Source organism: Klebsiella sp. JB_Kp031 (assembly GCF_040064295.1).
GTDB lineage: Bacteria > Pseudomonadota > Gammaproteobacteria > Enterobacterales > Enterobacteriaceae > Klebsiella > Klebsiella quasipneumoniae.
Genome location: NZ_JBEAJW010000027.1, coordinates 22,197 through 45,633 on the forward strand (window position 1 = coordinate 22,197; position 23,437 = coordinate 45,633).

The 23,437-nt window shown below is 56.1% G+C and carries 23 protein-coding genes; 16 read left to right on the top strand and 7 right to left on the bottom strand.

Annotated elements, in window-relative coordinates; genetic code table 11:
* Positions 1–35: 35 nt before the first annotated feature.
* Positions 36–3,833, top strand: a complete 3,798-nt coding sequence (yhdP, locus tag ABLV64_RS11850) for an AsmA2 domain-containing protein YhdP (protein WP_062913572.1) — start codon at positions 36–38, stop codon at positions 3,831–3,833.
* An 88-nt stretch (positions 3,834–3,921) separates the two neighbouring features.
* Entirely contained in the window at positions 3,922–5,367 is a 1,446-nt protein-coding gene (gene tldD, locus ABLV64_RS11855) for a metalloprotease TldD (protein ID WP_065905115.1), read from the top strand.
* Positions 5,368–5,402: 35 nt separating this feature from the next.
* Here tldD and aaeR read toward each other — a convergent pair whose 3' ends face one another.
* Positions 5,403–6,332 (bottom strand): HTH-type transcriptional activator AaeR, encoded by a 930-nt coding sequence (gene aaeR, locus ABLV64_RS11860; protein ID WP_004206235.1) that lies wholly within the window; start codon positions 6,330–6,332, stop codon positions 5,403–5,405.
* Between the two features lie 131 nt (positions 6,333–6,463).
* Here aaeR and aaeX point away from each other — a divergent pair, with 131 nt between their 5' ends.
* The 4 genes from aaeX (at position 6,464) to ABLV64_RS11880 (ending at position 9,935) form a co-directional block, all read left to right on the top strand.
* Complete coding sequence (gene aaeX / locus ABLV64_RS11865) at positions 6,464–6,667, top strand: p-hydroxybenzoic acid efflux pump operon protein AaeX (protein ID WP_002918640.1); 204 nt, start codon at positions 6,464–6,466, stop codon at positions 6,665–6,667.
* 7 nt (positions 6,668–6,674) lie between these two features.
* Positions 6,675–7,607 carry a p-hydroxybenzoic acid efflux pump subunit AaeA gene (gene aaeA / locus ABLV64_RS11870; protein WP_004206234.1) on the top strand — a complete coding sequence of 311 codons (933 nt, stop codon included), beginning with the start codon at positions 6,675–6,677 and terminating at the stop codon, positions 7,605–7,607.
* Positions 7,608–7,612: 5 nt separating this feature from the next.
* Positions 7,613–9,580: a p-hydroxybenzoic acid efflux pump subunit AaeB gene (aaeB, locus tag ABLV64_RS11875; protein ID WP_032456666.1), complete on the top strand. Its 1,968-nt coding sequence runs from the start codon at positions 7,613–7,615 to the stop codon at positions 9,578–9,580.
* Positions 9,581–9,659: 79 nt separating this feature from the next.
* Positions 9,660–9,935, top strand: a complete 276-nt coding sequence (locus tag ABLV64_RS11880) for a barstar family protein (RefSeq protein WP_004206232.1) — start codon at positions 9,660–9,662, stop codon at positions 9,933–9,935.
* A gap of 50 nt (positions 9,936–9,985) precedes the next feature.
* On the opposite strand, the gene yhcN-B is transcribed toward ABLV64_RS11880, so the two are convergent.
* From yhcN-B to argR, 3 genes are all read right to left on the bottom strand, one after another.
* Positions 9,986–10,252 carry a DUF1471 family stress response protein YhcN-B gene (yhcN-B, locus tag ABLV64_RS11885; protein WP_002918627.1) on the bottom strand — a complete coding sequence of 89 codons (267 nt, stop codon included), beginning with the start codon at positions 10,250–10,252 and terminating at the stop codon, positions 9,986–9,988.
* 99 nt (positions 10,253–10,351) lie between these two features.
* Complete coding sequence (gene yhcN / locus ABLV64_RS11890; protein ID WP_017899932.1) at positions 10,352–10,615, bottom strand: peroxide/acid stress response protein YhcN; 264 nt, start codon at positions 10,613–10,615, stop codon at positions 10,352–10,354.
* A 373-nt stretch (positions 10,616–10,988) separates the two neighbouring features.
* Positions 10,989–11,459: a transcriptional regulator ArgR gene (gene argR / locus ABLV64_RS11895; protein WP_002918625.1), complete on the bottom strand. Its 471-nt coding sequence runs from the start codon at positions 11,457–11,459 to the stop codon at positions 10,989–10,991.
* 414 nt (positions 11,460–11,873) lie between these two features.
* On the opposite strand from argR, the gene mdh reads away from it, so the two are divergent.
* Positions 11,874–12,812: a malate dehydrogenase gene (mdh, locus tag ABLV64_RS11900; protein WP_004206230.1), complete on the top strand. Its 939-nt coding sequence runs from the start codon at positions 11,874–11,876 to the stop codon at positions 12,810–12,812.
* A 135-nt stretch (positions 12,813–12,947) separates the two neighbouring features.
* Here mdh and degS read toward each other — a convergent pair whose 3' ends face one another.
* The 3 genes from degS to zapG form a co-directional block, all read right to left on the bottom strand.
* Positions 12,948–14,006: an outer membrane-stress sensor serine endopeptidase DegS gene (gene degS / locus ABLV64_RS11905; RefSeq protein WP_002918568.1), complete on the bottom strand. Its 1,059-nt coding sequence runs from the start codon at positions 14,004–14,006 to the stop codon at positions 12,948–12,950.
* 87 nt (positions 14,007–14,093) lie between these two features.
* Positions 14,094–15,461: a serine endoprotease DegQ gene (gene degQ, locus ABLV64_RS11910; protein WP_017899931.1), complete on the bottom strand. Its 1,368-nt coding sequence runs from the start codon at positions 15,459–15,461 to the stop codon at positions 14,094–14,096.
* A 174-nt stretch (positions 15,462–15,635) separates the two neighbouring features.
* Positions 15,636–16,034 (bottom strand): Z-ring associated protein ZapG, encoded by a 399-nt coding sequence (gene zapG, locus ABLV64_RS11915; protein ID WP_004206227.1) that lies wholly within the window; start codon positions 16,032–16,034, stop codon positions 15,636–15,638.
* A 190-nt stretch (positions 16,035–16,224) separates the two neighbouring features.
* Here zapG and zapE point away from each other — a divergent pair, with 190 nt between their 5' ends.
* The 9 genes from zapE to ABLV64_RS11960 all read left to right on the top strand — a co-directional run bounded on the left by zapE (position 16,225) and on the right by ABLV64_RS11960 (position 23,409).
* The gene (zapE, locus tag ABLV64_RS11920) at positions 16,225–17,352 is read left to right on the top strand and encodes a cell division protein ZapE (protein ID WP_004206226.1); all 1,128 of its coding nucleotides are present in this window, start codon (positions 16,225–16,227) and stop codon (positions 17,350–17,352) included.
* A gap of 265 nt (positions 17,353–17,617) precedes the next feature.
* Positions 17,618–18,046: a 50S ribosomal protein L13 gene (gene rplM, locus ABLV64_RS11925; RefSeq protein ID WP_002918559.1), complete on the top strand. Its 429-nt coding sequence runs from the start codon at positions 17,618–17,620 to the stop codon at positions 18,044–18,046.
* A gap of 15 nt (positions 18,047–18,061) precedes the next feature.
* The gene (gene rpsI / locus ABLV64_RS11930) at positions 18,062–18,454 is read left to right on the top strand and encodes a 30S ribosomal protein S9 (RefSeq protein WP_000829818.1); all 393 of its coding nucleotides are present in this window, start codon (positions 18,062–18,064) and stop codon (positions 18,452–18,454) included.
* A 57-nt stretch (positions 18,455–18,511) separates the two neighbouring features.
* On the top strand, positions 18,512–18,796 hold the full coding sequence (locus tag ABLV64_RS11935) for a hypothetical protein (RefSeq protein ID WP_136023330.1): 285 nt from the start codon (positions 18,512–18,514) through the stop codon (positions 18,794–18,796).
* On the top strand, positions 18,766–19,404 hold the full coding sequence (gene sspA, locus ABLV64_RS11940; protein ID WP_002918467.1) for a stringent starvation protein SspA: 639 nt from the start codon (positions 18,766–18,768) through the stop codon (positions 19,402–19,404). The genes ABLV64_RS11935 and sspA overlap by 31 nt, the downstream gene beginning before the upstream one ends.
* 3 nt (positions 19,405–19,407) lie before the next feature.
* The gene (gene sspB, locus ABLV64_RS11945; protein ID WP_002918465.1) at positions 19,408–19,902 is read left to right on the top strand and encodes a ClpXP protease specificity-enhancing factor; all 495 of its coding nucleotides are present in this window, start codon (positions 19,408–19,410) and stop codon (positions 19,900–19,902) included.
* Positions 19,903–19,995: 93 nt separating this feature from the next.
* Positions 19,996–20,775 (top strand): transcriptional regulator NanR, encoded by a 780-nt coding sequence (nanR, locus tag ABLV64_RS11950; protein ID WP_004206225.1) that lies wholly within the window; start codon positions 19,996–19,998, stop codon positions 20,773–20,775.
* A 148-nt stretch (positions 20,776–20,923) separates the two neighbouring features.
* Positions 20,924–21,817: an N-acetylneuraminate lyase gene (nanA, locus tag ABLV64_RS11955; RefSeq protein WP_004206223.1), complete on the top strand. Its 894-nt coding sequence runs from the start codon at positions 20,924–20,926 to the stop codon at positions 21,815–21,817.
* Between the two features lie 104 nt (positions 21,818–21,921).
* The gene (locus ABLV64_RS11960) at positions 21,922–23,409 is read left to right on the top strand and encodes an MFS transporter (protein WP_004206222.1); all 1,488 of its coding nucleotides are present in this window, start codon (positions 21,922–21,924) and stop codon (positions 23,407–23,409) included.
* Positions 23,410–23,437: the final 28 nt, after the last annotated feature.

Here is a 23,437-nt window from a genome sequence, read left to right on the forward strand (position 1 = left end):
CACCGCGTCATTGTGCGGCTGACAAGGAGAGAGGCGTGAGGCGACTGCCCGGGATTTTATTGCTCACCGTGGCAACATTGATTGTTATCGTCGCGCTGCTGGTGAGTGGCTTGCGTCTCGTGTTGCCGCAGCTCGACGCCTGGCGTCCGCAGCTGCTGGAGAAAATCTCCGCCCTCACCGGCACGCCGGTGGATGCCTCGCAGATCGCCGCCAGCTGGCAAACTTTTGGCCCAACATTAGATGTCCGCGATATTCATGTTGGGCTGAAGGATGGCGGGACAATGGCGGTCAAGCGCGTGACCCTGGCGCTGGACGTCTGGCAAAGTCTGCTGCATATGCGCTGGCAGTTTCGCGATCTCACCTTCTGGCAGCTGCAGGTCCATACCAATACCCCGATTCAGACCAATGACGGCGGCGAAAGTCTGAAAACCGACCGCATCAGCGATCTCTTTTTACGTCAGTTCGACCACTTTACTCTGCGCGACAGCCATCTGAGCTTCCTGACCATTTCTGGTCAGCGGGCGGAGCTGGCGGTCCCGCAGCTGACCTGGCTTAACGGCAGGAACCGTCACCGCGCCGAGGGGCAGCTCAGCCTTTCCAGTCTCACCGGCCAGCATGGCGTCATGCAGGTGCGGATGGATCTCCGCGATGAGGATGGCCTGCTGAATAAAGGCCGGGTCTGGCTGCAGGCTGACGATATTGACGTCAAACCCTGGCTAGGCCGCTGGATGCAGGACAATATCGCGCTGAAAAGCGCCCGCTTCAGCCTCGAAGGCTGGATGACTATTGAAAAAGGCGATGTAGCCAGCGGCGACGTATGGCTGAAAAAAGGGGGCGCCAGCTGGCAAGGGGATAGCGAGGTTCATCATCTGTCAGTGGATAACCTGACGGCGCATCTCTCTCACGACAAGCAGAGCTGGGGCTTCTATATTCCCGATACGCGGATCGCGATCGACGATAAACCGTGGCCAAGCGGCGCGCTGGCGATGGCGTGGATCCCGGGGCAGGATGTCGGTGGCGACGGTCATCAGCGTAGCGATGAATTACGTATTCGCGCCAGCAATTTAGCGCTCAGTGGCCTGAGCGGATTGCAGCCGTTTGCCGATAAGCTGGCGCCTTCTTTGGGCGAACTCTGGCGCACCACGCAGCCCAGCGGCAAAATCAATCTGCTGGCTCTCGATATTCCCCTGCAGGCGACGGAGAAAACGCGCTTTCAGGCGCAGTGGAGCGATCTGGCGTGGAAGCAGTGGAAACTCCTGCCGGGAGCGGAACACTTTTCCGGCAGCCTGAATGGCAGCGTGGAGCACGGGGAACTGCGCGCCCGCATGACGAAGGCGCAGATGCCGTATGCCGGAGTTTTCCGGGCCCCGCTGGAGATCGCCGCTGGCGAAGCCACCCTCAGCTGGGTGAAAAATGACAAAGGCTTTATGCTTGATGGCCGCGATATTGACGTGCAGGCGACGGGGGTACGCGCCCGCGGCGGCTTCCGCTATCTGCAACCGCAGGGGGACGAGCCGTGGCTGGGCATTCTGGCGGGGATCAGCACCAACGATGGCGGCCAGGCGTGGCGTTACTTCCCGGAAAACCTGATGGGCAAAGCGCTGGTGGACTATCTCAGCGGCGCGATTAAAGCCGGGCAGGCCCGCGATGCGACGCTGGTGTATGGCGGTAACCCACATCTGTTCCCGTATCCGCACAATGAAGGCCAGTTCCAGGTTTACGTCCCGCTGAAGAATGCCACTTTCGCTTTTCAACCGGACTGGCCGGCGCTGACCGGGCTGAATATCGACCTCAATTTTATCAACAGCGGCCTGTGGATGCGGGCGGATAAAGCGATGCTCGGCAATGTGACCGCCAGCAATCTCGATGCCGTGATCCCGGATTATGCGCAGGAAAAACTGCTGATTGATGCTGACATCAAAGGCCCGGGCAAAGAGGTGGGCCCTTATTTCAACACCACGCCATTGAAAGCGTCGCTCGGGGCAGCGCTGGATTCCCTGCAGCTGGATGGGGATGTGAGCGCTCGCTTACATCTGAATATCCCCCTCGATGGCGAGATGACCACCGCGAAAGGCGATGTACGGCTGCAGAATAATAGCTTGTTTATCAAGCCATTAGATACTACGTTGCAGAACCTGAGCGGTAATTTCAGCTTTGTGAATGGCGATCTCAATAGCCAAACGTTGAGCGCGACCTGGTTTAATCAGCCGCTGAACCTCAATTTTTCCACCCGCGAAGGCGAAAAAGCGTTTCTGGTGGATGTCGGGATGAACGCCAGCTGGCAGCCGTCGCGCACCGGACTGCTGCCGAAAGCGGTTAATGAGACGCTGAGCGGTAGCGTTCCGTGGGATGGCAAGGTCGCTATCGAACTGCCGTACCATGGCAATGCCAGCTATAAGGTTGATATCAATGGCGATCTGAAGAATGTGAGCAGTCACTTACCTTCACCGGTCAACAAGTCCGCTGGCGAACCCCTGCCGGTCAAAATTAACGTCGCCGGCGGTCTGAGCAGCTTCGACCTGACCGGATCCGTTGGCGCGAAGAATCATATCAACAGCCGCTGGTTGCTGAACCGTAAGCTGACGCTGGACAGAGCGATCCTCACGACGGATAGCAAAGGCCTCTCTCCGCTGCCCGACCAGCCCGGCGTTGAACTCAATCTGCCGCCGATGGATGGCGCGCAATGGCTGGCGCTGTTCCAGAAGGGCGCGGCGAATGAAGTCAGCAGCAGTGTCCTCTTTCCACCGCGCATTGTGCTGCGTACGCCGTCGCTGGCGCTGGCCGGCCAGCAATGGAACAACGTCAGTCTGATGTCGCAGCCGGTCGCCGGCGGCTCGCAGGTTGAGGCGCAGGGGCGTGAGATCAACGCCACCCTGACGATGCGCGACAATGCCCCGTGGCTGGCAAATGTGCGTTATCTCTATTTCAACCCGGCCAGCGCCAGCGGCAAGGGCGGAACGGAGAACGTGACTTCTCAGGCGGAGACGCGGCTGGATTTCCACGGCTGGCCCGATCTGCAACTGCGCTGCGCGGAATGCTGGCTGTGGGGGCAAAAATATGGCCGCATCGACGGCGATGTGACGATCAAGGGCGATACCTTAACGCTCTCCAACGGCCTGGTGGATACCGGGTTTGGCCGGCTGACGACCGACGGCGTGTGGGTTAACGCCCCTTCCGGGGTGCGCACCTCGCTGAAAGGCAGACTGCATGGCAATAAAACGGATGAATTTGCGGATTTCTTTGGCGTTTCCACACCGGTGAAGGATTCGCCGTTTGATATCGACTACGATCTCCACTGGCGCGCGCCGCCCTGGTCACCCGATGTCGCCTCGCTCAATGGGATCATTAAAAGCCACCTCGGCAAGGGGCAGTTTACCGACCTGAGTACCGGACATGCAGGCCAGCTGCTGCGTTTGCTGAGCGTCGATGCCCTACTGCGCAAACTGCGCTTCGACTTCAGCGATACCTTCAGCGAAGGTTTTTACTTTGACTCGATTAACAGTACGGCATGGATTAAGGATGGCGTACTGCATACCGATGATACGCTGGTGGATGGTCTGGAGGCGGACATTGCCATGAAAGGGTCGGTCGATCTGGTGCGTCGCCAGCTGGATCTGCAGGCGGTGGTCGCGCCGGAGATCTCCGCGACCGTCGGCGTGGCGGCGGCTTTTGCTGTCAACCCGATTGTCGGCGCGGCGGTGTTTGCCGCCAGCAAGGTGCTGGGGCCGCTGTGGAACAAAGTCTCGATACTGCGCTATCGCATCACCGGCCCGATTGACCAGCCGCAGATCAATGAAGTGCTGCGCCAGGCGCGCAGCAACAAAAAGCAATGATTTGACGATTGCCGGGAATTGCCGCAATCTCAATAGATAGCCTTCTGTATTTCCGCCTGTCAGGCGGCAACAAACGAGTAGCATAACGATGAGTCTGAACCTGGTAAGTGAACAATTACTGTCGGCAAATGGCCTGAATCATCAGGACCTGTTTGCCATTCTTGGTCAACTGACCGAGCGCCGCCTCGATTACGGCGATCTTTATTTTCAGTCGAGCTATCACGAATCCTGGGTTCTGGAAGACAGCATCATTAAAGATGGGTCGTACAATATCGACCAGGGCGTAGGCGTGCGCGCCGTCAGCGGCGAAAAAACGGGCTTTGCCTACGCTGACCAGATCAGCAAGCTGGCGCTGGAGCAGAGCGCCCAGGCGGCGCGGACCATTGTGCGCGAGACCGGCAATGGCAAAGTACAGACCCTCGGCGCCGTAGAGCACAGCGCCCTCTATACCAGCATCGACCCGCTGCAGAGTATGAGCCGGGAAGAGAAGCTGGATATTCTCCGCCGGGTCGACAAAGTCGCTCGCGCGGCGGATCAGCGTGTGCAGGAGGTTTCGGCCAGCCTGAGCGGCGTCTATGAACTGATTCTGGTGGCCGCCACCGACGGCACTCTGGCCGCGGACGTTCGTCCGCTGGTGCGCCTCTCGATCAGCGTACTGGTGGAAGAGGACGGCAAACGCGAGCGCGGCAGCAGCGGCGGCGGCGGGCGTTTTGGCTATGACTATTTCCTTGCCTCTCAGGAGGGCGAAGTGCGGGCCGATGCCTGGGCGAAAGAAGCGGTGCGCATGGCGCTGGTTAACCTCTCAGCGGTCGCCGCCCCGGCGGGAATGCTGCCAGTGGTGCTCGGCGCCGGCTGGCCTGGCGTCCTGCTGCACGAAGCGGTCGGTCACGGCCTGGAAGGCGATTTCAACCGTCGCGGCACCTCGGTCTTTAGCGGTCATATGGGGGAATTAGTCGCCTCTGAACTGTGCACCGTCGTGGACGACGGCACCATCGTCGATCGTCGTGGCTCAGTGGCTATCGATGATGAAGGCACGCCGGGTCAATACAATGTGCTGATCGAAAACGGCATCCTGAAAGGCTACATGCAGGATAAACTCAATGCGCGTCTGATGGGCGTCGCGCCGACCGGCAACGGCCGCCGTGAATCCTATGCCCATCTGCCGATGCCGCGTATGACCAACACCTATATGCTGGCGGGCCAGTCCACGCCACAGGAGATTATCGAGTCGGTGGACTATGGTATCTTCGCGCCTAACTTCGGCGGCGGGCAGGTGGATATCACCTCCGGTAAGTTTGTCTTCTCCACCTCCGAGGCCTATCTGATCGAAAAAGGCAAGGTCACGAAGGCGGTGAAAGGGGCTACCCTGATCGGCTCCGGGATTGAGACCATGCAGCAGATTTCGATGGTGGGTAACGATCTGCGTCTGGATAACGGCGTCGGCGTCTGTGGCAAAGAGGGCCAGAGCGTGCCGGTGGGCGTTGGCCAGCCGACCCTGAAGGTCGATAATCTTACCGTCGGCGGCACCGCCTGATCCTGACCGGGTTCCCGGCGTCGCCGGGAACCGCTTCAGCGGGCGATCCCTCTCCCGTGCATCCCCTGATAGATCTTCGCCACGTCGACAAAATATTCCGTCAGATAGTTGATACAGACCTGCACTTTCAGCGGCAGTTTATCCTTTTCGGTGTACAGGGCGTAAACCGGCCGCGGATCGGACTGGTAGCTCGGCAGCAGGATCTCAAGCTCACCACGATTGATCTCTTCGATCGCCCACATCAACGGCACATAGGCGATACCCACCCCGGCGGTCAGCCAGCGCACCAGCGTCATGGGGTCGTTGGTCACAAAGCGCCCCTGTGGGGTCAGGCGGGTTGAGATCCCTTCCGGCGCGATAATGACAAACTCATTGTCCGGCCGCACGCTATATTCCAGCCAGGCATGCCCGGTAAGATCGGCCGGTTTCTCCGGATTGCCAGCCTGCGCCAGATAGCTTTTCGCGGCGCATAATACCATCGGCATTGATCCCAGGCGGCGGGAAAAAAGGCTGGAATCCTGCAGGGCACCCACGCGGATCACCACGTCAAGACCGTCGGCGATCAGGTCCGGCGCAGGTATGCCGGTGACCAGATTGACGGAGAGCCCGGGGTATTCTTTCAGCATTTTCGCCGTTATGCGCGCCAGAACATTCTGTGCCATAGTTGAAGAGCAGCCGATACGCAGCGTCCCGATGGGGGTGTTGTTAAATGCGTATAATTGCTCATGGACATCCTGCGCTTCAAACAGCATCCTACGGCAGCCCTGATAGTAAATTTTACCCGCTTCCGTTAAGCCAAGGCTGCGGGTGCTGCGGTTGAGCAGCTTCACCTGCAGTTCATCTTCCAGTTTGGCGACGGTCTGACTGATTGAGGAAACGCTCATCTGAAGCTGGCGGGCCGCTGCGGTGAAGGAACCTAATTCGACCACTTTGGCGAAAACGGACATGCGCTTTAATCGTTCCATTATTCACTCTGGCTTAAAAGTGATTTAGATCACACATTGTAGATAATGCGGCAATCGTTACGTTAATATATTGTTAGCTACATAATAAACGCATCTGCTCACTACCTGTACGCTTCTTATTCAAGGTCATCATGAGTCTGTTTCCTGTCATCGTGATTTTCGGCTTATCGTTTCCGCCGATCTTCTTCGAGTTGCTGTTGTCGCTGGCCATCTTCTGGCTGGTGCACCGATTGCTGGTTCCGACCGGCATTTACGATTTTGTCTGGCACCCTGCACTGTTTAATACGGCGCTATATTGCTGCCTTTTTTATTTGATATCGCGCTTGTTCGTTTGAGGTTGATGTGAAAACACTAACAAGAAATATCCTCCGTACTGCTATTACCGTGATACTGGTCATTTTGGCCTTCGTAGCGATTTTCCGCGCCTGGGTTTACTACACCGCCTCGCCGTGGACGCGGGATGCGCGCTTTAGCGCCGACATTGTGGCCATTGCCCCCGACGTCTCCGGGCTGATCTCCCAGGTAAACGTCAAGGATAACCAACTGGTTAAGAAAGACCAGGTATTGTTCGTTATTGACCAGCCTCGTTACCAAAAAGCGCTGGCGCAGGCGGAAGCCGATGTCGCCTACTACCAGACGTTAGCCCAGGAAAAACGTGTCGAAGCCGGTCGGCGTAATAAGCTTGGCGTCCAGGCGATGTCGCGGGAAGAGATTGACCAGGCGAACAATGTGCTGCAGACGGTTGAGCATCAGCTGGCGAAAGCGGTGGCCAGCCGCGACCTGGCCAGACTGGACCTGGAGCGCACGGAGATTCGCGCCCCTGCGGATGGTTGGGTAACCAACCTTAACGTCTATACCGGGGAATTTATCACTCGCGGCTCCACGGCGGTGGCGCTGGTGAAAGAGAATACATTTTACGTCATGGCCTATCTGGAAGAGACCAAACTGGAAGGCGTCCGTCCTGGCTATCGGGCGGAAATTACCCCGCTTGGCAGCAGCAAAACCATTAAAGGCACGGTGGACAGTATCGCTGCGGGGGTAACCAACGCCAGCAGCAGCAGCGACTCGAAAGGGATGGCCTCGGTGGATTCCAACCTTGAATGGGTGCGTCTGGCGCAGCGTGTGCCGGTACGTATTCGTCTTGACCACCAGCAGGGGAATCTGTGGCCATCGGGCACCACGGCGACGGTGGTGATCACCGGTAAAGAAGACCGTGATACCAGCCAGGCCAACTTCTTCCAGAAACTGGCTATGCGCCTGCGCGAATTCGGTTAATCGCTATGGGGACATATACTATTGCTCCCCAGCATCTCCGCTTTGCCATTAAGCTTGCATGCGCGGTGGTGCTGGCGCTGTTCGTCGGCTTCCATTTTCAGCTCGAAACGCCACGCTGGGCGGTGCTGACCGCGGCAATCGTCGCCGCTGGCCCGGCCTTTGCCGCCGGGGGAGAGCCGTACTCCGGCGCGATCCGCTATCGCGGCATGTTGCGTATTGCCGGGACCTTTATCGGCTGTATTGCGGCGCTGGTTATCATCATCCTGATGATCCGCGCCCCTCTGCTGATGATGCTGGTATGCTGCCTGTGGGCAGGGTTTTGTACCTGGGTTTCGTCGCTGGTCAAGGTCGAAAACTCCTATGCCTGGGGGCTGGCCGGCTACACCGCGCTGATTATCATTATTACCATCCACACCAATCCGATGCTGGCGCCGCAGTTTGCCGTTGAGCGCTGCAGCGAAATTGTCATCGGGATTGTCAGCGCCATCGTCGCCGATCTGCTTTTCTCCCCGCGTTCGATTAAAAAAGAGATCGACCTTGAGCTGGATAACCTGCTGATTGCACAGTATAAGCTGATGCAGTTATGCGTTGCGCACGGCGAAAAAGAGGAAGTGGATCAGGCCTGGGGTGCGCTGGTGCGTCGCACCACCGCGCTGGAAGGCATGCGCAGTAACCTGATTATGGAATCCTCTCGCTGGGCTAAGGCGAATCAACGCCTGAAGGCGATCAATACCCTCTCGCTAACGCTTATCACCCAGGCTTGCGAAACCTACCTGATTCAGAACTCGCGACCGGAAATGGTGACGGACGACTACCGCGAGCTGTTTGCTGAGCCGGTTGAGACAGTGCAGGATGTTCACCAGCAGCTGAAGCGTATGCGTCGCTTCCTGACCTGGAAAGGCGAGCATAATACGCCGGTCACCATCTACAGCTGGGTAGGCGCAGCCACCCGTTACCTGCTGCTTAAGCGTGGCGTGGTGGGCAATACCAAAATCAGCCGTATCGAAGACGGTGTATTGCGCGGCGAAACGGTGGTTAAAGTGGAGTCCGCCGAGCGTCACCACGCGATGGTGAACTTCTGGCGCACCTCCGTCTCCTGTATCCTCGGGACGCTGTTCTGGCTGTGGACGGGCTGGACCTCAGGCAGCGGGGCGATGGTAATGATTGCCGTGGTTACCGCGCTGGCGATGCGTCTACCTAACCCGAGAATGGTGGCGATAGACTTCCTCTACGGTACTCTGGCGGCGTTACCGCTGGGTACCCTGTACTTTCTGGTGATCATGCCGGCGACGCAGCAGAGTATGCTGCTGCTCTGTATCAGCCTGGCGGCGATGGCGTTTTTTATCGGTATCGAAGTGCAGAAAAGGCGCCTCGGATCGCTGGGAGCGCTGGCGAGCACCATCAACATTCTGGTGCTGGATAACCCGATGCAATTCCAGTTCAGTCAGTTCCTCGACAGCGCGCTGGGGCAGATCGTCGGCTGTTTCCTCGCTCTGATGGTTATTCTCATTGTCAGGGATAACTCCCGGGCCAGAACCGGTCGGGTGCTGCTGAACCAGTTTGTCTCCGCGGCGGTCTCTTCGCTGACCACCAACTCGGCGCGTCGCAAAGAGAATCATCTGCCCGCGCTCTATCAGCAGCTGTTTTTGTTGCTCAACAAATTTCCCGGCGATGTCGCCCGTTTCCGTCTGGCGTTGACGTTAATCATTGCCCACCAGCGCCTGCGCGATGCGCCCGTGCCGGTGAACGAGGATTTGTCGGCGTTCCATCGCCAGCTGCGACGTACTGCGGATCATGTCATCTCCGCCGGGAGCGATGATAAGCGTCGGCGCTACTTTACCCGGCTGCTGGCGGAGCTTGATGTTTATCAGGAGAAGCTGCGGGTCTGGGAGGCTTCGCCGCAGGTGACCGAGCCGGTACGGCGACTGGTTGAGATGTTGCACAAGTACCAGCATGTGCTGACCAGCAGTTAACCCATAAACCGACGCCCAGGCGTCGGTTTTTTTATCGCTATACTTAACGGCGACAGGAAGAGAAGCGGGAGGGGCTGTCATGACCACCTATACGTTTGATTTTGACGAAATCGCCGAGCAACAGGATTTCTACCGGGAGTTCTCCCGGACCTTCGACCTGGCTCAGGATAAGGTCAACAACCTTGATTCGCTATGGGACGCGGTGACCGGTGGGCTGCTGCCGCTGCCGCTGGACATTGAGTTCATCCATTTAAATGACAAGCAGCGTCGGCGCTTTGGGGCATTAATTTTATTATTTGATGAAGCAGAGGAAGAGCTGGAGGGGGAGTTACGTTTTAACGCCCGGCAGGCATAAAAAAGCCCCCGGCAGGCGGGGGCAAGTCGTCGAAATAAGACGACGAGGGTTTATTTGTACAGCTCAGCGGTGGCGTGCCAGCTATCGCCGGTACGTGCTTCAATAATACGGTAGCTGCTGGCGCCTTCTTTCTCGGCTTTAGCGGCCAGTTCCTGACGCATGTCCATTGGCGCACTACCTACCTGGGAAACCGAGATGGTGCCCATGGACTGCAGGTTTTGTGCTTGTTCAGCGTTCACTTGTTGAACGGCCGCACTTGCGCCGAAAGAGAGAAGGGAAGCCAGGCCAAGGGATGCGATGATCATTGCGCGTTTCATAATCTTTACTCCAGTCTTTGTTTTACCGCGGCGGGGCGATGAATGAGGCCGGGCCGCGGTAGAGAATTTTTGTCGGGTTAATCGTTGACGATCTAAAACTTATTTATACAGCTCAGCAGTAGCATGCCAGTGGTCGCCAGTGCGGGCTTCGATAATGCGGTAAGAAGAAGCTCCTTCTTCCTGCGCTTTTTTGTTCAGCATTTCATGCATATCCATCGGGGATGATGCTACCGCGCCGACGGATACTGTGCCGATGGCCTCGCGGCCCTGGGCCTGCTCGCTGTTGATAACGTCAGCGGCGAAAGCGCCAAACGACATGACGGACAGGATGCTGAGAGCTGCTACAGTGGTTTTGATTTTCATGATGTTCACCTCGTCGAATCTTTTTGTTGAGGGTCTTTGTTTCGTGACCCTCATCACAAAAACAAGTATACACTAATCACCAAAAATATTAATACCATGCTAATTGTTTTGTGCGTTAATAGTTACAATGGATTGCGCTTTTTATAACCGATAAGAATTAAAAATGACAAGTCGTAGACGGAGATAAGTTTTATTTCTAATAAAATCATAAAGGTATACGATTTTGATCTTTTGTGCGTTTTAGGCGTTTGCCTTACGTAAAAGAACGTATAGACAGGCTAAATCACACAAAATGTTAAATTTTTGTTGAGTTGAAAGGGGGGGGAGAGAAGAGGGAGTAATCCACCCTCTGACGGTTGCCAGAGGGGAATGCTCAGAGTTCCTGTTCGAACAGCACCAGGATAGCGTCGTGCAGATCTTTCACTGTGAAACCACGCGCTGGCGTGGTGAAGATGGTGTCATCCCCGGCGATGCTGCCAAGAATACCTTCCGCCTTGCCCAGCGAGTCGAGAAGACGGGCGATCAGCTGCGCTGCACCGGGGCTGGTATGGATCACCACGACGGCATCGTTATAGTCGATATCCAGCACCAGATTTTTCAGCGGGCTGGAGGTGGTCGGCACGCCAAGCTCGGCAGGCAGGCAATAGACCATTTCCATTTTGGCGTTACGGGTACGAACCGCGCCAAATTTGGTGAGCATGCGGGAAACCTTCGATTGGTTGATATTCTCGAAGCCCTCTTCCTGCAGCGCCTGAACGATCTCTCCCTGCGAGCTGAATTTCTCTTCTTTAAGCAGCGCTTTAAACGCTTTAACCAGTTCTTCTTGTTTTGCCGAACTTCGCATAAGTCACCCAGATTATGGTGGTAAAATCAACATCATTATGCATAACCGTGAATTTTTATGCAAATAATCCGCGAAGGGATAGGTCAATAATGTTATGAAGGGGGCATATTTTAGCAAAAAAACCGTATAAGGAACATGTTCTCATCACAACGCTTAAAGCCATGTAAAAGTAAATGAAATGTTATTGAGTTGGTGTTGTTTTGCGCAACTGGCTGGGTGTATTGTAACCAATAGTCGATCCGGTACTTCGCTTTGCTGGATGGTCAGTCAGGAAGCATAACGTGCGCCGCTGTTCTATTGCTACGCACAATCATGCATTCTTCAGCCATAATCATTGTAATTGTTCATCTTGTGAATTAAGGTCCAGGCGACGGAATAACGAAAGACTAAATTAACCATAATAAGGAGTTTAGGATGAAAGTTGCAGTCCTTGGCGCTGCCGGTGGTATCGGCCAGGCGCTTGCCCTACTACTTAAGACCCAACTGCCTTCAGGTTCAGAGCTCTCGTTGTACGACATCGCTCCGGTTACGCCGGGCGTGGCGGTAGATCTAAGTCATATCCCCACAGATGTAAAAATTAAAGGATTTTCCGGTGAAGATGCTACCCCAGCGCTGGAAGGCGCTGATGTGGTGCTGATCTCCGCGGGCGTAGCGCGTAAGCCCGGCATGGATCGTTCAGACCTGTTTAATGTGAATGCGGGTATCGTTAAGAACCTCGTGCAGCAGATTGCCAAAACCTGCCCGCAGGCCTGCATCGGCATTATCACCAACCCGGTGAATACCACCGTGGCTATCGCCGCCGAAGTGCTGAAAAAAGCTGGCGTGTACGATAAAAACAAACTGTTCGGCGTGACTACGCTGGACATCATCCGCTCCAATACCTTTGTGGCGGAGCTGAAAGGTAAATCGGCAACCGAGGTGGAAGTCCCGGTTATTGGCGGTCACTCCGGGGTCACCATTCTGCCTTTACTGTCGCAGATCCCGGGCGTCAGCTTTAGCGATCAGGAAGTGGCCGATCTGACTAAACGCATTCAAAACGCCGGTACCGAGGTCGTAGAAGCGAAAGCGGGCGGCGGGTCGGCGACTTTGTCGATGGGTCAGGCGGCTGCGCGCTTTGGTCTCTCTCTGGTTCGCGCCATGCAGGGAGAAAAAGGTGTAGTGGAGTGTGCCTACGTGGAAGGCGACGGCGAGTATGCGCGTTTCTTCTCCCAGCCGCTGCTGCTGGGGAAAAACGGCGTGGAAGAGCGTCAATCTATCGGCAAACTCAGCGCCTTTGAGCAACAGGCGCTGGAAGGCATGCTGGACACCCTGAAGAAAGATATCGCGCTCGGTGAAGACTTCGTTAACAAGTAACCTCGCACGTGCAAAAAAGCCGGAACCGTTGTTCCGGCTTTTTATTGCCTTGCATTCATGGTGACCGGGTTTCTGGTCAGATTCCCGGCCGATCCGGCATTTAGCAAATAACGTAGCCCCCAGCCGGAGAGCCGCTTAGTTGGTGGCCGGGTATTCCTGGACGGCGATATGGAGCGTGATTTTCTTATCATCACGCATGATGACTACCGGAATTTCCGATCCCGGACGGATCTCGGCCACCTGATCCATCGTTTCCAGTGCAGAGACCGCAGGTTTGTCATTCACGGAGATGATCACGTCGTTGGCGCGGATCCCCGCCTGTGCGGCCGGTCCGTCCGGCGCGACATCGTTAACCACGATCCCCTGGATCTGATCGATCCCGCCGCCCTGCGCGTGTAGCGGGGCGATCTCCCGGCCGCTAATGCCGATATAGCCGCGGATCACCCGGCCATCGCGGATCAGCTTATCCATAATTTTGGTCGCTAACTGGAACGGGATCGCAAAGCCAATGCCTTCCGGCGTTTCGCCGTCGTTGCTCTTATCAAAGGAGAGGGTGTTAATGCCCATCAGCTCGCCGAGGGAGTTCACTAGCGCCCCGCCGGAGTTACCGTGGTTGATCGACGCGTCAGTCTGCAGGAAATTCTGGCGCCCGGTGGGGTTGAGGCCAATGCGCCCTGTGGCGCTGATGATCCCCTGGGTGATGGTCTGTCCCAGGTTATAGGGGTTGCCAATCGCCAGCACCACATCGCCAATATGCGGGGTGCGTTTCGGGTTGATCGGGATCACCGGCAGCCCGCCGGTGGCGTTGATCTTCAGCACCGCGAGGTCGGTCAGGGAATCGGAGCCTACCAGCAGCGCTTCGAAGACCCGGCCGTCCTGCAGCGCGACGATAATCTGGTCGGCATCGTTAATCACATGCTTGTTGGTCAGGATATAGCCGCGCTGGTCCATGATCACCCCGGAGCCAAGCGTCAGCTGATTATGGCTGGTGCTGTTCAGGGCGCGGTTATAGACGTTCACTACGGCGGGCGCCGCGCGGCGTACGGCGGCGTTATAGCTCGCAGGGGAGTCGTCTGCCGTATCGTTCTGAGTGGTCGGCGCCAGCTGCCACTGGCGCAGCGAAGGCATCAAGGCCAACAGCAGGCCCCCGACAAGCAAACCGATGAGTACTGAACGTAATAACTTTCCAGGCATGATGCAGATATCGTTAATGAATGGTCAGGCGCAGCATAGCATGAGTTGTTCGGACATCGCACATGGCGGCGATGTCCGGGGAGACAATCAGCGCAGCAGCAGATAGATGCTTTCGTTGCCGCGGATCACGTTCAGGGCGATGACCGGCGGTTTGCCTTCGAGCACTTTGCGTAGTTCGGCAATCGAATGAATACGCTCCCGGTTAAGGCCAATGATAATGTCATCCTTATGCAGGCCGACCTGGGCGGCGGCGCTGCCTTTATCGACATTATCGATCACCACCCCTTTGGTACCATCTTTCATCTGACCGTCGCTAAACGAGGCACCCTGCAGAGCCGGGATAATCAGCTCAGCGCTGGCGGTGGAGGAGGTGCTCTTATCCAGCGTCACTTCGACATCGACCGGTTTTCCGTCGCGCAGCAGGCCCAGTTTGACTTTGGTCCCCGGCTCGGTAGTGGCAATGCGCGAGCGCAGCTCGGCAAAACTGTTCAGCGGTTTGCCGTTCAGGCTAACGATGACGTCGCCGGATTTGATCCCCGCTTTGGCGGAGCCGGAGTTTGGCAGCACTTCACTGACGAAGGCGCCGCGCTGAACGTTGAGGTTCATCGCCTTGGCGATATCGGCGCTCATTTCCATGCCTTTAATGCCCAGCAGGCCGCGCTTGATTTCGCCAAACTGAATGAGCTGGTCGGCGAGGGTTTTCGCCATGTTGCTCGGGATGGCGAAGCCGATGCCGATGCTGCCGCCGCCCGGCGCCAGGATCGCGGTGTTGATCCCGATAAGCTCGCCGTTGAGGTTCAACAGCGCGCCGCCGGAGTTGCCGCGGTTGATGGAGGCATCGGTCTGGATGAAATTCTCCAGCCCTTCAAGGTTCAGGCCGCTACGGCCAAGGGCAGAGATAATGCCGGAGGTGGCGGTCTGGCCAAGGCCGAACGGGTTGCCGACGGCGACGGCGAAGTCGCCGACGCGCAGTTTATCGGAGTCAGCAATGGCGATTTGCGTCAGGTTTGACGGCTTAATCAGCTGCAGTAGAGCAATATCGCTCTGTTCATCGCTGCCGACCAGTTTGGCATCAAATTCACGGCCATCGTTCAGCTGGACGCTAATCTTCTGCGCCTGATTGATGACGTGATTATTGGTCAGCACGTAGCCTTTCGCTGCGTCGATGATGACGCCGGACCCGAGCCCTTCGAAAGGCTGCGCCTGTTCTTGCGGGGCGTTATCGCCAAAATATTTCTTCAGCTCTTCCGGCATATTGAGCGTCGGCGAGGCAGTGCCTTCCACCTGCACGCTGACTACCGCCGGCAGGACCTTTTCCAGCATCGGCGCCAGGCTTGGTAACGCGCCCTGGCCGGGCACCTGAGTCGGTAAGGATGCTGCTGCCGGAGGCAGAACCGACAACGATAACCCAATGCTTAACGCTAACGCACTCAACAGCAAAGTCTGTTTCTTCATTAGATGCTGGCTCTCGTAACCTGAGGTGTATGGAAAAATGTCCTGAATAACCTGATGTTATTGAATTTTTGCGCAGGTAACAATGTGGGGACTGGTTTAAATTGTAGCCGGGAAGTGGGGGAAGGAGCGGGCGCGATGGGCGCGCCCGGAGAATATTTTAGCAGAGGCGATCGATTAATCGCGTTTTGCGCCACCGCGCAGTAAACCGGATGCGCCTTCGGAGTAGTCGCGCGGCATCTGGACCGGCGCCTGATCGTTGCTGGCTTCAGACTCTGCCAGGCGGTTGCGGAACGGGTTGGCGTCTGCCATGGAATCCGGCAGCAGGTTGTTAGAGCTTTTCGCCATATGCTGATACAGCTGACGGTAGTCGTGCGCCATGTTATCCAGCAGCTCGGCGCTGCGCGCAAAATGGCTGACCAGCTCTTCACGGTACTCTTCAAGCTCGGCTTTATTCTTTTCCAGTTCGAACTGCAGCGCCTGCTGCTGGCGCAGTTTGCGGTTGCCGAAACGCATGGCGACGGCACCAATGATGATACCGACGACTAACCCAATTAGCGCGTATTCCCAGGTCATGAACATCTCCCGTTGTATTGTGGTTCCGTAGGGTGGCTCTTAGGCTCTCCGCCTGCGCCCGATAGTGCCACTATAACCGCTAATTCCACAGAAGTGGAATCCTGGCGTATCATCGCGTAGTGTAGAACGGCCTTTTTTTCGTCAATCGTGAGCTTCGACATCACGGTTTTCAAGGAATAACAATTAGATCATGCAAAGCCTGTCTCCAACATCGCGTTACCTTTCAGCCCTGAAAGAGGGCAGCCATCAACCCGACGACGTCCAACAAGAAGCGGTGAGCCGCCTTGATACCATTTACCAGGAGCTGCAGACTCAGCCCGCGCCCGTCGCGTCAGGCGGCGGTTTGCGCGCGAAATTCGGCAAACTGCTGGGTAAGCGCGAACCAGCAGCCGAGGCGACGCCTGTCCGCGGCCTGTATATGTGGGGCGGCGTGGGGCGAGGGAAAACCTGGCTGATGGACCTGTTTTACCAGAGCCTGCCGGGCGAGCGTAAGCAGCGTCTGCATTTCCATCGCTTTATGCTGCGGGTGCACGAAGAGCTGACCACCCTGCAGGGCCATAGCGACCCGCTGGAGATTGTCGCCGACCGCTTTAAAGCGGAAACCGACGTGCTCTGTTTCGACGAGTTTTTTGTCTCCGATATTACTGACGCCATGCTGTTGGGCGGTCTGATGAAAGCCCTGTTCGCCCGCGGCATCACGCTGGTGGCGACTTCCAATATTCCGCCAGATGAGCTCTATCGCAATGGTCTGCAGCGCGCCCGTTTTCTGCCCGCTATCGACGCCATCAAGCAGCATTGCGATATTATGAACGTTGATGCCGGCATCGATTATCGCTTGCGTACCCTGACCCAAGCGCACCTGTGGCTGTCGCCGCTGAATAACGACACCCGCGAACAGATGGATAAACTGTGGCTGGCGCTGGCCGGCGCGCCGCGCGCTGCCGGGCCGACGCTGGAGATCAACCATCGCGAGCTGCCGACCCTCGGCGTGGAAAACCAGACGCTGGCGGCGTCGTTCGCCACGCTGTGCGTGGATGCCCGCAGCCAGCATGACTATATCGCGCTCTCCCGCCTGTTCCACACCGTGATGCTGTTCGACGTGCCGGTGATGACCGCGCAGCTGGAGAGCGAAGCCCGGCGCTTTATCGCCCTGGTGGATGAGTTCTATGAGCGCCACGTGAAGCTGGTGGTCAGCGCGGCGGTGCCGCTGTACGACATTTATCAGGGAGAGCGGCTGAAGTTTGAGTTCCAGCGCTGTCTGTCGCGTCTGCAGGAGATGCAGAGCGAAGAGTACCTCAAGCGCCCGCATATGCCCTGACAGGACACTTTTCCCGGCGAATTCAGGGCCGCAGGGCCGCTCCGGGAGCTGCCTGAAAAATCTCATAAAGGGGTCGATCTTTGACCCCGACTTCTCTATAATCTTGCGACCCCACGTTACGAGAAGGTTTTTTTCCCGAAACTTTCTATGTGCCGGCATAGGCTATTCGAAGGGGTAGGTTTGCTGGACAATGTCGTGTGAACCTCAACTGACTAAACGTTTGGGTGTTCACCAACGTGTAACTTATTATTTGGGTAAGCTTTTAATGAAAACTTTTACAGCTAAACCAGAAACCGTAAAACGCGACTGGTATGTTGTTGACGCGACCGGTAAAACTCTGGGCCGTCTGGCTACTGAACTGGCTCGTCGCCTGCGCGGTAAGCACAAAGCGGAATACACTCCGCACGTTGATACCGGTGATTACATCATCGTTCTGAACGCAGAAAAAGTTGCTGTTACCGGCAACAAGCGCGAAGACAAAATGTACTACCACCACACCGGCCACATCGGTGGCATCAAAGAAGCGACCTTTGAAGAGATGATTGCCCGCCGTCCTGAGCGTGTGATTGAAATCGCGGTTAAAGGCATGCTGCCAAAAGGCCCGCTGGGTCGTGCTATGTACCGTAAACTGAAAGTTTACGCGGGTAACGAGCACAACCACGCGGCACAGCAACCGCAAGTTCTTGACATCTAATCGGGATTATAGGCAATGGCTGAAAATCAATACTACGGCACTGGTCGCCGCAAAAGTTCCGCAGCTCGCGTTTTCATCAAACCGGGCAACGGCAAAATCGTTATCAACCAGCGTTCTCTGGAACAGTACTTCGGTCGTGAAACTGCCCGCATGGTAGTTCGTCAGCCGCTGGAACTGGTCGACATGGTTGAGAAACTGGATCTGTACATCACTGTTAAAGGTGGTGGTATCTCTGGTCAGGCTGGTGCGATCCGTCACGGTATCACCCGCGCTCTGATGGAGTACGACGAGTCCCTGCGTTCTGAACTGCGTAAAGCTGGCTTCGTCACTCGTGACGCTCGTCAGGTTGAACGTAAGAAAGTCGGTCTGCGTAAAGCACGTCGTCGTCCGCAGTTCTCCAAACGTTAATTGTTTTCTGCTCACGCAGAACAATTTGCGAAAAAACCCGCTTCGGCGGGTTTTTTTATGGATAAAACGACTGTTATCCACAAGCTTACCGCCGGTTCTCGCCACTTTTTCAGCATTTCCAGAATCCCCTCACCACAACGTCTTCAAAATCTGGTAAACTATCATCCAATTTTCTGCCCAAATGCTGGTGATTGTTCATTTTTTGTTTTATTCGTGAACGAAGGTGACATCGCGCTAATGGGGTTTTTACATCTGGCTGGCCATGAGTGGCTGGCAGCAGTACAAAATTCTGAATATACCTGGAGGTTTTCATGGCTGTCGCTGCCAACAAACGTTCGGTAATGACGCTGTTTTCTGGTCCTACTGACATCTATAGCCATCAGGTCCGCATTGTGCTGGCCGAGAAGGGTGTCAGTTTTGAGATAGAGCACGTGGAGAAGGACAACCCGCCTCAGGATCTGATTGACCTCAACCCGAATCAAAGCGTACCGACGCTGGTGGATCGTGAGCTCACTCTGTGGGAATCCCGCATCATTATGGAATACCTGGATGAGCGTTTCCCGCACCCGCCGTTAATGCCGGTTTATCCGGTGGCGCGTGGCGAAAGCCGTCTGTATATGCAACGTATCGAGAAGGACTGGTATTCGCTGATGAACACCATCCAGAGCGGTACCGCAGCGCAAGCTGATGCTGCGCGTAAGCAGCTGCGTGAAGAACTGCTGGCCATCGCGCCGGTCTTCACCCAGAAACCTTACTTCCTGAGCGATGAGTTCAGCCTGGTGGATTGCTACCTGGCGCCGCTGCTGTGGCGTTTGCCGGTTCTCGGTGTGGAGCTGGTTGGCGCAGGCGCGAAAGAGCTCAAAGGCTATATGACTCGCGTATTTGAGCGTGATTCCTTCCTCGCTTCTTTAACTGAAGCCGAGCGTGAAATGCGCCTCGGTCGGGGCTAAATAATGGATGTATCACAGCTGACGCCGCGTCGCCCGTATCTGCTGCGGGCGTTTTATGACTGGCTGCTGGATAACCAGCTGACGCCGCACCTGGTGGTGGATGTCACACTGCCGGGCGTGCTCGTGCCGATGGAGTACGCGCGCGACGGGCAAATCGTTCTCAATATTGCTCCGCGTGCGGTAGGTAATCTTGAGCTGGCGAACGACGAAGTGCGCTTCAACGCGCGCTTTGGCGGCGTGCCGCGCAACGTGTCTGTCCCGCTGGCTGCGGTACTCGCCATCTATGCCCGTGAGAACGGCGCTGGCACGATGTTTGAACCGGAAGCGGCCTATGACGAAGACGTCAGCAGCCTCAACGATGATGACGTCGCGCCTGAGAGTGAAAGCGAAACGGTGATGTCGGTGATTGATGGCGATAAGCCGGACAATCACGACGACGATCCTGACGACACGCCGCCGCCGCGCGGCGGTCGCCCGGCGCTGCGCGTCGTGAAGTAATCCTTACCAGGCCCTTCGGGGCCTGTTTTATGCTCTCTGCAATATTCTTGTGTTAAGATGGAACAGCCGTCACATGCTGTCACAAATCACGCAATGGTCCCTATGAGCGCATTTGATCCACAAGCCGAAGATACCCCGTCCTCCATTGGCAACAGCCTTGGCCGCCGTCCTCTGGCGCGCAAAAAACTGTCTGAAATGGTGGAAGAAGAGCTGGAGCAGATGATCCGGCGCCGGGAGTTTGCGGAGGGTGAACAGCTGCCGTCCGAACGTGAGCTAATGACCTTTTTTAACGTCGGACGTCCTTCGGTTCGTGAAGCGCTGGCGGCGCTGAAGCGTAAGGGACTGGTGCAGATCAGCAACGGCGAACGCGCTCGCGTTTCCCGGCCTTCAGCGGACACCATCATTGGCGAGCTTTCCGGCATGGCGAAAGACTTTTTGTCTCACCCTGGCGGTATCGCGCATTTTGAACAGCTGCGTCTGTTTTTTGAGTCCAGTCTGGTTCGCTATGCCGCAGAACACGCCAGCAATGAGCAGTTGGAAAAGCTGACGCAAGCGCTAAAGATCAACAGTCAATCGCTGGATGACAATGCGCTGTTTATCCGCTCTGACGTTGAATTTCACCGCGTGCTTGCGGAAATCCCCGGTAATCCAATCTTTATGGCTATCCATGTGGCCCTGCTGGACTGGCTAATCGCCGCCCGGCCAACGGTGCCCGAGCGCGAACTGCACGAACATAACAGCGTCAGCTATCAACAGCATATCGCTATTGTTGATGCTATTCGTCGTCGCGATCCTGACGAAGCCGATCGCGCCCTCCAGACCCACCTCAATAGCGTATCCGCCACCTGGCACGCCTTAGGTCAGAAAGCCTGATCTCATAGTTTACCCTCACGATCCTGAGGATCGTTTAGTGAAGTAGATCGCATTATAAGCGTTCTCTATTACTCTGCTGCTTATTTGATCTGGTATAACAGGTATAAAGGTACATAGTTAATCATTAAAAATTCACAAAGAGGTAGATATGGCGGTCAATTTACGTGGGGTTATGGCGGCGTTGCTTACGCCGTTCGATGGGCAGCAAAAACTGGATAAAGAGAGCCTGCGTCGACTGGTGCGATTTAATCTGCGCCAGGGTGTTGATGGACTATATGTTGGAGGATCTACCGGTGAAGCCTTTGTCCAGAGCGGCACAGAGCGTCAGGAAGTGCTGGAGATCGTAGCGGAAGAGGCGAAAGGCAAAATGACTCTTATCGCCCATGTCGGCTGCGTGAGTACCCTCGAAAGCCAGCAACTGGCAAGGGCTGCGGTAGGTTATGGCTACGATGCTGTCTCCGCCGTCACGCCGTTCTATTATCCGTTTAGTTTCGAAGAACACTGCGCGCATTATCAGGCCATTATTGAGTCGGCTGATGGCTTGCCGATGGTGGTGTACAACATCCCGGCGCTAAGCGGCGTGAAGCTGACCCTCGATCAAATCAATACCCTGGTGACGCTGCCTGGCGTCGGTGCGCTAAAGCAGACTTCAGGCGATCTATTCCAGATGGAACAGATCCGACGGGCTCATCCGGATCTGGTGTTGTACAACGGTTACGATGAGATATTTGCCTCAGGCCTGTTGGCAGGAGCTGATGGCGGTATTGGGAGTACTTACAACATCATGGGCTGGCGTTACCAGGGAATGGTCGCGGCGCTGAAAGTGGGTGATGTTGCCAAAGCACAGCAGCTGCAATGTGAGTGCAACAAGGTAATCGACCTGTTGATTAAAACCGGCGTATTCCGTGGTTTGAAAACCGTATTGCACTATATGGATGTGGTCTCTGTGCCGCTGTGCCGTAAGCCGTTTGCACCGGTAGACGAAAAATTCTTGCCGGAGCTGAAAGCGCTGGCGCAGCAGCTAATGCAGGAACACGGCTGATCGGTAGCCGGGTGGCGACAGTGCTTTCCGGCCTGCGGTTGCTCTTTCCTGGCCGGGCAAGCGAAGCCCCCTGGCGCGACAACAAACATCGTCGGGAGAGTAAAATGAGTACACTGCCCCAGAACATCCCGTGGTACCGCCATCTTAGCCGTCCCCAGTGGCGGGCTTTTTCCGCCGCCTGGCTCGGGTATTTGCTTGATGGTTTTGATTTTGTATTAATCGCCCTGGTGCTCACCGAAGTGCAGGGGGATTTTGGCCTGACGACCGTTCAGGCTGCAAGTCTCATCTCAGCGGCTTTCATTTCTCGCTGGTTTGGCGGTCTGATGCTTGGCGCGATGGGCGATCGCTATGGTCGACGCCTGGCGATGGTGACCAGCATTATTCTGTTCTCTCTCGGTACTCTGGCCTGCGGTTTTGCGCCGGGTTACACAACAATGTTTATCGCGCGTCTGGTTATCGGTATGGGAATGGCTGGAGAGTACGGCTCCAGCGCCACTTACGTTATCGAAAGCTGGCCGAGGCATCTACGCAATAAGGCCAGCGGTTTTCTGATTTCCGGGTTTTCCGTTGGTGCAGTTATCGCCGCACAGGTTTATAGCCTGGTGGTACCCGTCTGGGGCTGGCGCGCGCTTTTTTTCATCGGCATTGTTCCCATCGTATTTGCCCTCTGGCTGCGGAAAAATATTCCGGAAGCCGAAGACTGGAAAGAGAATCATGAAGGCAAAGAACCGGTACAGACTATGGTCGATCTGCTTTATCGCGGCAAGCATCGGGTGATTAACATCCTGATGACCATCGTGGCGGCGACTGCCCTATGGTTCTGTTTTGCCGGTGGCTTGCAAAATGCAGGTATCGTTCTGCTGCTGGGCGTAATGTGCGCGGTGATATTTATCAGCTTTATGGTGCAGAGCAGCGGTAAACGCTGGCCTACGGGCGTGATGCTGATGGTGGTGGTACTTTTCGCCTTCCTTTATTCATGGCCAATTCAGGCGCTGCTGCCGACTTATCTGAAAACCGAGCTGGCCTATGACCCGACGACGGTGGCAAAGATTTTGTTTTTCAGCGGGTTTGGCGCGGCGGTTGGCTGCTGTGTGGGCGGATTTCTCGGGGACTGGCTGGGCACCCGCAAGGCCTATGTTTACAGCCTGCTGGCTTCACAGTTGTTGATTATTCCGGTCTTTGCAATTGGCGGCACAAACATCTGGGTTCTTGGCCTGCTTCTGTTTTTCCAGCAGATGTTAGGGCAGGGGATCTCCGGGATCTTGCCAAAACTGATTGGCGGCTATTTCGATACCGATCAGCGGGCGGCTGGACTTGGTTTTACCTACAACGTGGGGGCGCTGGGAGGCGCGATTGCGCCGGTGCTTGGTGCCTTAATTGCCCAGCGTTTGGATTTGGGTACCGCGTTGGGATCGCTCTCTTTTGGTCTGACCTTCGTTGTAATCCTGCTGATTGGGCTGGATATGCCGTCCCGCGTACAGCGCTGGATTCGGCCGGAAGCGATACGAACTCATGATGCGATCGATGGTAAACCTCTAATCGGAGCGGTGCCTTTTGGTGGTAACAAAAGCGGCTTAGTTAAGACCAGATAACAACAGCCCGGCTGCGGTGCCGGGTATT